This window comes from Alysiella crassa DSM 2578, from assembly GCF_000745955.1.
Taxonomy (GTDB): domain Bacteria; phylum Pseudomonadota; class Gammaproteobacteria; order Burkholderiales; family Neisseriaceae; genus Simonsiella; species Simonsiella crassa.
This window is the reverse complement of record NZ_JQKH01000097.1, coordinates 1-8133: the sequence shown is the minus strand read 5'-3', so window position 1 is coordinate 8133 and position 8133 is coordinate 1. Positions and strand designations below refer to the sequence as shown.

General features: G+C 43.2%; 10 protein-coding genes and 1 pseudogene. 1 reads left to right on the top strand and 10 read right to left on the bottom strand.

Annotation, left to right across the window (positions count from 1 at the left end):
• Positions 1 to 317 (top strand): annotated as a pseudogene (locus tag Q338_RS14900) (hypothetical protein); the annotation flags it as partial.
• Here Q338_RS14900 and Q338_RS11200 read toward each other — a convergent pair.
• From Q338_RS11200 to Q338_RS11155, 10 genes are all read right to left on the bottom strand, one after another.
• Positions 269 to 832, bottom strand: a complete 564-nt coding sequence (locus tag Q338_RS11200; RefSeq protein ID WP_156961076.1) for a hypothetical protein — start codon at positions 830 to 832, stop codon at positions 269 to 271. The pseudogene Q338_RS14900 and the gene Q338_RS11200 overlap by 49 nt on opposite strands.
• Before the next feature lie 94 nt (positions 833 to 926).
• Positions 927 to 1586 carry an OmpA family protein gene (locus Q338_RS11195; protein WP_034295438.1) on the bottom strand — a complete coding sequence of 220 codons (660 nt, stop codon included), beginning with the start codon at positions 1584 to 1586 and terminating at the stop codon, positions 927 to 929.
• A gap of 285 nt (positions 1587 to 1871) precedes the next feature.
• Positions 1872 to 3083 carry a multidrug effflux MFS transporter gene (locus Q338_RS11190; protein WP_211249453.1) on the bottom strand — a complete coding sequence of 404 codons (1212 nt, stop codon included), beginning with the start codon at positions 3081 to 3083 and terminating at the stop codon, positions 1872 to 1874.
• 70 nt (positions 3084 to 3153) lie between these two features.
• Positions 3154 to 3444, bottom strand: coding sequence for a ribosome hibernation-promoting factor, HPF/YfiA family (gene hpf / locus Q338_RS11185; protein WP_034295436.1), 291 nt, complete (start codon positions 3442 to 3444; stop codon positions 3154 to 3156).
• Positions 3445 to 3557: 113 nt separating this feature from the next.
• The gene (gene rpoN / locus Q338_RS11180) at positions 3558 to 4916 is read right to left on the bottom strand and encodes an RNA polymerase factor sigma-54 (RefSeq protein ID WP_051968628.1); all 1359 of its coding nucleotides are present in this window, start codon (positions 4914 to 4916) and stop codon (positions 3558 to 3560) included.
• A gap of 154 nt (positions 4917 to 5070) precedes the next feature.
• On the bottom strand, positions 5071 to 5802 hold the full coding sequence (gene lptB, locus Q338_RS11175; protein ID WP_034295434.1) for an LPS export ABC transporter ATP-binding protein: 732 nt from the start codon (positions 5800 to 5802) through the stop codon (positions 5071 to 5073).
• Between the two features lie 3 nt (positions 5803 to 5805).
• Positions 5806 to 6444: a 3-deoxy-manno-octulosonate cytidylyltransferase gene (locus Q338_RS11170; protein ID WP_147293696.1), complete on the bottom strand. Its 639-nt coding sequence runs from the start codon at positions 6442 to 6444 to the stop codon at positions 5806 to 5808.
• A 36-nt stretch (positions 6445 to 6480) separates the two neighbouring features.
• Positions 6481 to 7020, bottom strand: coding sequence for a lipopolysaccharide transport periplasmic protein LptA (gene lptA / locus Q338_RS11165; RefSeq protein WP_034295446.1), 540 nt, complete (start codon positions 7018 to 7020; stop codon positions 6481 to 6483).
• Positions 7001 to 7576: an LPS export ABC transporter periplasmic protein LptC gene (lptC, locus tag Q338_RS11160; protein WP_034295430.1), complete on the bottom strand. Its 576-nt coding sequence runs from the start codon at positions 7574 to 7576 to the stop codon at positions 7001 to 7003. The genes lptA and lptC overlap by 20 nt, the downstream gene beginning before the upstream one ends.
• Positions 7577 to 7801: 225 nt before the next feature.
• Positions 7802 to 8133 (bottom strand): transposase (locus Q338_RS11155; RefSeq protein ID WP_156961075.1); only part of this gene is annotated, 332 nt, incomplete at its 5' end.

Here is an 8133-nt window from a genome sequence, read left to right as displayed (position 1 = left end):
GTCAGCGCTGGCAAATTGAAATGCTGTTTAGCTGCCTGAAAAAACGCGGTTTTGACTTGGAAGCCACGCACATGACTGACCCTGTTAAAATGGAAAAGTTGTTTGCGATTCTGGCAGTTACATTGGCTTGGGCTTATGTTATCGGGCGTTGGCAACATGCACTGAATCCGATTAAACCCAAGTCGCATGAACGGCTCTCACAAAGCATCTTTCGCGTTGGTTTGGAGCAGCTTGCCAAAGCCGCCATGTTGATGATGGCAACTTTGGACTATTTTTCAAACCCAAAACAGGTCGTCCGATTTTTTGTCGTGTACTGAAAGGCTGCCTGAAAACAGGCAAGTGGCTTTTTCCATTTGTGAAACACATCGCTGGCAAATTCAAAATCATTCGGCACAATGACTTGTGCCACATAAACCGCGCTCAATTTTTTGCAATCGTTCACGACATAATGTTGTCGTGGTGCGATGTATAAATTCGGCAAATTCAGCGAATGCAACACATCGCACAATCCCACATCACAAAATACCACGCGGATTTTTTGCACATCATCATTGATGATTTCGCATTGAATATCATAAAAATGCGCCCAATTTACCGCAAATTCGCGTTCCCATAACACGAAACCTTTTTTGCTCAAAGCACAATAACCATCTCTTTTGATGACGATTTTCAACTTTTGCAATCTGCGTACCGTTTGAAGCAAATTGTGTTGCGTGATGTGGATTTCATTTGGCAAATTTAAAATTTGCTCAAAATTATCGTGTACAAAATCAGCGTATGGGATTTTCATGAGTGCGATTAAATCCAAAATCAAACGGTCTGAATGTGTCATGATTGTGCTTTCTGAAATCAAAATGGGCTGAAAATGGCATTTCAGGCTGCCTGAATTCAATCAGGCAGCCTGAAATGTATTTGACTAAATGAAATTAGTTACCCGTTGTTTGTGGGTCAATCAAGATTTCCACACGGCGGTTCAAGGCACGACCTTCAGGAGTCGTGTTGGTGGCGATAGGAGAACTTGCACCGCGACCAGAAGTGCTGATGCGGTTAGCCGCTACGCCTTTGCTCACCAAATATTGCGCCACAGCCGTTGCACGGTTTTGCGACAATGGGATATTAATGCCGTCATTACCTGTGCTGTCGGTATGACCGATAATGCGAATGGTGGTTTCATTGTATTTTGCCAAAGTTTGCGCTGCGCCATTCAAAGAAGTTTGTGCGTGTTCAGACAAATCATAACGACCTGTGGCAAATGTAACATTTTCAGGCATGGTCAATTTAATTTGGTTGCCATCGCGTTGAATGTCCACGCCAGTGCCTTGCAATTGTTCGCGCAATTTGGCTTCTTGGTAATCCATGTAGCCGCCTACGCCTGCACCCACCGCGCCACAAGCCGCCGCAGAGTTACGCGCACCTTTAGAACCATGCGTAATCGCGCCGATAATGCCGCAAGTTACAGCCGCGCCCACGCCATAAGCGGCGGTTTTGCTCACTTGGCGTTCACCTGTGTTGGCGTTGGTTACACAGCCGCTCAAACCCAAAGCTGCAACAGTGGCTACCAAAGTCATTTTTTGAAACATTTTCATGGAATTATCCTTAAAGTAAAAAAATATAGGGAAACACATTTTCAGGCAGCCTTTCAGTACACGACAATTTTTCCAATCACAAATCATGTAGGTGCGCCGTGCGCACCAAATTACTGAATAATTTAAATATTGTGGTGGATTTGGTGCGCACGGCGCACCCTACTGTTATTTTTGTCGTGTACTGAAAGGCAGCCTGAAAACGCATTGAAATAACAAAACGAACTATAGCTGAACTTCTCCAAAATCCATAGCCTAATAACGCGAAATTACGCTTTATTAACACTTTTAACATTTTTGTCGCATGATGGAATGAGAAAAAATCATCAATAAAACAATGCCTAAAGTAGTACACGCCAACATCATACCTGCCATCACCATCGCGCTGCCATTGTGCAATAAAGTGGTGGTAAAACCCACCAACGCCGCAATCAAAGATTGGCAGGAAGCCAAAACCGCGTTTGCGCTGCCTGCGTCTTCACGGAAATGACTCATAAACAAGGCTTGTGTATTGGCAACAATCAAACCTTGCGTGCCAATTGAGGTCATAATCAACATTATCATCAACCAAAGCGGCGGCAGTTGCCAAATCAACACGCTGATAAACAAAGATAAATTTGCCAAAAATTGAATAATAATCCCAGCGCGTAAAATATCTTGCGAATTGCGGTCGCGTTTCAAATGCCAAGCGGTGGTGCGGTTAAACACCGCCATCATAATAATATTGCAGCCAAACGCCCACGCGTATTGATTGGGCGATAATTCATGCAATTTCATGTACACAAATGGCGATTCAGTCAAAAAAACCAGCATAGAGGAAAACGAGGCAGCCTGAAAAAACAAAAAGCCCAATGCCGTTTTGTGCCGCAACACGCGCCCATAGCGTTGCGCCAAATTGCGGAATAATTGCGGCGGCAAAGGTTCAGCCATTTTATGTTTCGGCAAAAATTTCCAGTACAGCGCAAACACCATCACGCTGTACAGCAGTAAAAACACAAACACCGCCCGCCAGCCGCCTATCATCTGCATCATTGAGCCAACCATAGGCGCAAGCAAAGGCGCACCCATCATAATAATCCCAATTAAAGCAAACATTTGTGCTGCTTCTTTGCCTTCATAATTGTCGCGCACAATCGCGCCGACCACCACTGCCGCCATGCCCGCCCCCACCGCTTGCACCAAACGCAAAGACAATAATTGTTCCGCCGATTGCACAAAAATCAGCAAAAAGGTACTCACAATATAAACAGACAAACCCGCGAGCGCGATGTTTTTCCGCCCCTTAATATCGGACAAAGAGCCGCCCACCAGTTGCCCAAACGCCACACCAAAAATAAAACTGCTTAAACTTTGCTCAATTCTGTGAATATCGCTGTGCAAATCTTCCGCAATCAAAGTCAGCGAGGGCAAATAGGCGTCAATAGAAAATGGCATAATGGTAATCAGCAATGCCAAAAGTGTCGCCATTTGCTTATCGGATAATTTTTGTTGATGATTCATCATGATATTTCTCTGAAAATAATTTCAGGCAGCCTGAAAAAATAAGGCTGCCTGAAATAGGATAATTGATTTATGAATGGCGATTGGATTTTTCTTTATGTTGCAAAATGGCGCGGTCTAATTTGTCCATCAATACGTCAATCGCGGCATACATATCGTTTTCTACGGATTCCACATGCAAGTCTTTACCTGCTAAATGCACATGGGCTGCGGCTTTGTGATTCACTTTTTCGGTAGAAAGCGTGATGTTTACGGTAATCACATTGTCGCTGTGGCGGTTAATCCGTTCCAATTTACTTTGAATGTGATTGCGCAATGCTTCAGTAACGTCTAAATGTAAACCTGTGATATGTAAGTTCATTTTACAACTCCTTAAAGTTTAATCCGCCCAAGCCTTCGGGCGTAGTATTATTGTACGGCGACTTATCGGTGATGGCAATATTAAAATATTCTTAATTTTCAGGCTGTCTGAAATCAATCCACTCGCCGCCCGCCAGCCGCCGCAATTTGCAATAAATCCCGATATTTTGCCACCGTGCGCCGCGAAATGGTAATGCCTTGACGTTGCAACATTTTCATTAAATCATTGTCGCTATAGGGTTTGGATTTATCTTCAGAATCAATAATTTGAACAATTAAAGCCTTAATCACATTTTGGCTAATGCCCTCATCGTCTTCGCCCGTAACCGCCGTTTGGCTGAAAAAATAACGCATGGGGAACACGCCACGCGGACACGCCAAATATTTCTGATTTACCGCGCGAGAAATCGTGCTTTCCGCCAATTCCAAATGCTGCGCACATTCTTTGAGCAACATCGGCACGAGTCCAATTTCACCAAATTCAAAAAAATCCTGTTGTTTTTCCACAATATAATTGGCAATTCGCATAATGGTGGATTGGCGCATGGACAAAATATCCAACTTTTGTTTTGCTTCTACCGCTTTTTCTTTCCAAATACTATCTACTTGTTCTGTTTGGCTTAATGCGTCCACCAATTCCGTATTAATCGCCATGCGTGGAAACATAACATCGTTGCCGACCACATACCAGCCCTCTTTGCCTTCTTTCACAATCACTTCAGGATTGATGTAAGAAGTCGGGTCTTCGGTCGCAAAACCGTAAGCAGGATAAGGGTTTAGCCCCGAAATCATTTCCAAAGCCTGCTGAATGGTCGCAGAATCAAAATCGGGTAATTTTTTCGTGAGCAAATTTAAATTTTGCTTATTACCTTGTTTTAATTCATGTAAATGTGAATTGACAATTTGCGCCGCACAACGCCGTACCGAGTTTGCAGGCAGCCTGCCCAATTGGTGCAATAAAGACTGTTGTAAATTGGGTGTGGCAATGCCTGCAGGGTCAAAGTTTTGCAAATTTTCTATTGCAATTTCAATGTCTTCTTCTGATAAATGCCATTCAAGCGGTGTGTTGTCAATGATTTCTTCCACCGATTCGCTCAAATAGCCATGTTCATCTAAAAAATCAATCAAAACATGAACATGAGCCGCTTCCAATTCAGATAAAGGGTGTTCACACACTTGGGCGTGTAAATAGCTGTATAAATTGTCTTCTTTGGCGATGTTTTCCCATGCGTTTTCTGCGTCATCGCCGCCCACATTGCGGTGCGTTTGCGAAATTGCCGCCGACAATTGCGCAGTCTCCAACGGCGCGTCTTCCGCAGAAACGCGCTCCAACAGGGGATTATCTGCGAGCCAGTCTTCCACTTCACGCTCCATTTCCTGCCCCGACATTTGGAGTACGCGCAGGGAATATTGCAAGTTTTGGCTTAATTGCTGGGTTTGTCGCAGTTTCAGATGAAGATGGTTGGCACTCATGTGGTTTTCTTAATTGAAAATAATGCGATTTTGATTAATGGGTCATGCGTTTTGGGTAATATTTGGGTGGGTTTATTTTCAGGCTGCCTGAATGGTTTAAAAGAATAATGATAAATGGGTGTTCAGGCAGCCTGAAAATAGTTTATTAAACAAATCAATAAGTAAAATTATCGCCCAAATACACTTTGCGCACCTGCTCATCGTTCACCAAATCGTCAGGTTTACCCGAAGCCAACACTGTGCCATCGCTGATGATGTAGGCACGGTCGCAAATACGCAGCGTTTCGCGCACATTGTGGTCGGTAATTAATACGCCTATGCCGCGCTGTTTCAAAAATTCAATGATTTTCTGAATATCAATCACGGCAATCGGGTCCACCCCCGCAAATGGCTCGTCCAGCAAAATAAAACGCGGCTGCATTGCCAATACTCGCGCAATTTCCACGCGGCGGCGTTCACCACCCGACAGGGCAGGGGCAGGGCTGTGGCGCAAACGCCCAATATTCAAATCGTCCAATAATTTATTCAATTGTTGTTCAATTTCATTTTTGTCGCTGAAACGAATTTCCAAAATGGAACGGATATTGTCTTCCACCGTCATTTTGCGAAAAATAGACGCTTCCTGTGGCAAATAGCCAATGCCCGCGCGGGCGCGTTCATGAATGGGGTGGTGGCGTAACTCTTTGCCATCTAAAGTAATTGTGCCAGCGTCCGCTGCAATCAAGCCCACAATCATGTAAAAACTGGTGGTCTTACCTGCGCCATTGGGCCCAAGCAAACCAATCACTTCGCCGCTATCAATATCCAGCGAAAAATTTTTCACCACTTGGCGTTTTTTAAAGGTTTTTTGTAAACCTTGGACGTGTAAATGAGATTGTGTATTCATGCTTTATTGTTTTTCAGCAAATGAGCCAAAATTTTCACGGATATGTTCAAGTTCGTCTTGAAACCATTCATCTTTAGGATACATTTTGGCAGCTTCTTCTGCAGTTTCTAATAATGCGCGTCCTAAAGAAACGGTTGCACGTCTGTGTTCCTCTGCTTTTTCTTCCTGCCCTTGCACCATGTTTAACGCAGAAGCACTTGACCAATAACCGTGTGCTAAATAATTCAAAACAATGATTTTTTGCGCCCAAATTTGTGGGAATTTAGAATTGTATTTCAGCATTTCATCTAAAATACCTAATGCTCTGAATAGCTTACCATTTGGTCTAATATCTAATTGCTGATTTTCAGGCAGCGTACTCAAAATCACCGCACATTGATACCAAAATTGCCCTTTATTATCAGTCGGCGGATTGGTTAAATATTCATTATAATCAATGTGTTGATTATCCGCTTGTACTTCTTTTTGTAATTGAGTTAAAAACTTAATTTCTTCAGGACTTAATCCTACTTCTTGCCATGTTTCATGAGATGACACAGAATATTCCTTTATTTGCGGTGTTTTTGTTTGTATGGACTGCGGAGCTTGGACGCAACCAGTTAATGACAATAAAAAACAAAGTATAATCAGTAATTTATTCATTTTGAAAAATTTCAGGCAGCCTGAAAAAATAAACCATTATTTTTTCTTACTGTTCTTGTTTACGGTGCTCGGCTGAATAATCACGCTCACGCGCCCATTTTTCGTGCCGCTTGCTGTGCCAGCAATTTTGCTGCCCAATACGGTATACACTTCGGTACGCATATTGTAGGTAATCGCCGCACCACGCGCCACGTCGCCACCGCGTTTCACCATCGCATTGCCTGTTAAACGCACCAAACCTGTGCTGGATTCATATTCCACCTGATTGCCCGAACCTTCCACATAGCCTTTGTCTTCAAGCTGTTGTCCGAAATGCACGGGATTACCTTCGGCTTGAATGAGCTGATTGCCCTGTTTGTCTTGCGCCACGCGTATGGCATGGGCGCGAATATTCAGGCTGCCTTGTTTGATGACAACATTGCCTGTGAATACTGTAACTTGATTTTTTTGGTCTAAAGAGCCTGAGTCTGCTTCAATGGAAATCGGCTGATTGCGGTCGCTTTCCAGCGCAAACGCATTCAGGCTGCCTGAAATCAGCAGCGCGGCGGCTGTGGTTTTAATGACTTGTTTTAACATCATAAATAAGTGCTTTCACCTGTTTGGGCAAATCCAGTTTGCCCGATTTGTGGTCGTAGAATGCGCCTTGTGCGCTGCCCTGCGATTTTCCATAAGTAAATTCAATGAGTTCATTGGTTTGCGCGGTTTGCGCGACCGTGTCCACCACTAAATTTTTGGTTTTGACGATGGCGGCAGGACGTTGATTGTCTTCGGTTTTTTCTAAAACCACATCGTGTTCAAAATAAACTTTTTTTTCTTTCAAATGATAGCGTGCGGATAAACCATTGACGGAATATTGCGGTTCGCCATTAATAAATGTTTGCAAATCAGCATTTTGTAAAAAAACATTTTCTTGGTCGGGCAATTGCCAGCCTTGGCGAGCGATTAAATATTCTTTCAGGCTGCCTGATGTGTCAAAACGGCTAGCCGATAAATTTTCCATAGAATACTGTGGTTTAGCTGGGTCAAGTTTGACTTCTTCCACGTCCAATGTGCTTATTCTTTCCAGCCACGCCGACAGTCCGCCCAAAATCAGGGCGAGCGTGAGCGGGAAAATCAAATTGCGAAATTTCATTGTGTAACCATTTGAATAGGATATATATATTTTCAGCTTGCTGTACAGTACACGCTACAAATCTTCAGGCTGCCTTTTAGTACACGACAAAAATCTTTGGATTGCCTGAAACCTGTCCCCTCTCCCGCTTGCGGGGGATTAGGGTAGGGGTGGCTCTTTAATTTTCAAGAATATTCATGTGCTGCCCTTGATTGTCCCCCACCTTAGCCCCAGACCTGCCAAGTTCTAAATCATTTTCACAATACGGTCAATCCGATTGGCAAATCTTGCCAACCAATCTTTCCATTTATTGAAGCCATTAAATCGTGCAATATTTAATGCCCAACTCATTAGAACCGAATAGCAAGCTGCGGTATTCTTATTGCGAATAAAAGACTTATCTTCATTTAACTGAACATCTTTTACCCAATGTAATTTATTTTCAATCTGCCAATGTTGCATAATACCTTTTGCAAAATATTCTGCATTGTCATGGCAAATATTGCTTAAATAAAATCTATATTCATGATGATAAGTGCCATTATTTTGTAAGTATTTATTATGCACCACTATCATGC

Bases quoted from the DNA above. Each gene is read 5' to 3' on its own strand.
- Q338_RS11200 (WP_156961076.1), bottom strand. From the start codon at position 832: ATGACACATTCAGACCGTTTGATTTTGGATTTAATCGCACTCATGAAA.
- Q338_RS11195 (WP_034295438.1), bottom strand. From the start codon at position 1,586: ATGAAAATGTTTCAAAAAATGACTTTGGTAGCCACTGTTGCAGCTTTG.
- Q338_RS11190 (WP_211249453.1), bottom strand. From the start codon at position 3,083: ATGAATCATCAACAAAAATTATCCGATAAGCAAATGGCGACACTTTTG.
- hpf (WP_034295436.1), bottom strand. From the start codon at position 3,444: ATGAACTTACATATCACAGGTTTACATTTAGACGTTACTGAAGCATTG.
- rpoN (WP_051968628.1), bottom strand. From the start codon at position 4,916: ATGAGTGCCAACCATCTTCATCTGAAACTGCGACAAACCCAGCAATTA.
- lptB (WP_034295434.1), bottom strand. From the start codon at position 5,802: ATGAATACACAATCTCATTTACACGTCCAAGGTTTACAAAAAACCTTT.
- Q338_RS11170 (WP_147293696.1), bottom strand. From the start codon at position 6,444: ATGAATAAATTACTGATTATACTTTGTTTTTTATTGTCATTAACTGGT.
- lptA (WP_034295446.1), bottom strand. From the start codon at position 7,020: ATGTTAAAACAAGTCATTAAAACCACAGCCGCCGCGCTGCTGATTTCA.
- lptC (WP_034295430.1), bottom strand. From the start codon at position 7,576: ATGAAATTTCGCAATTTGATTTTCCCGCTCACGCTCGCCCTGATTTTG.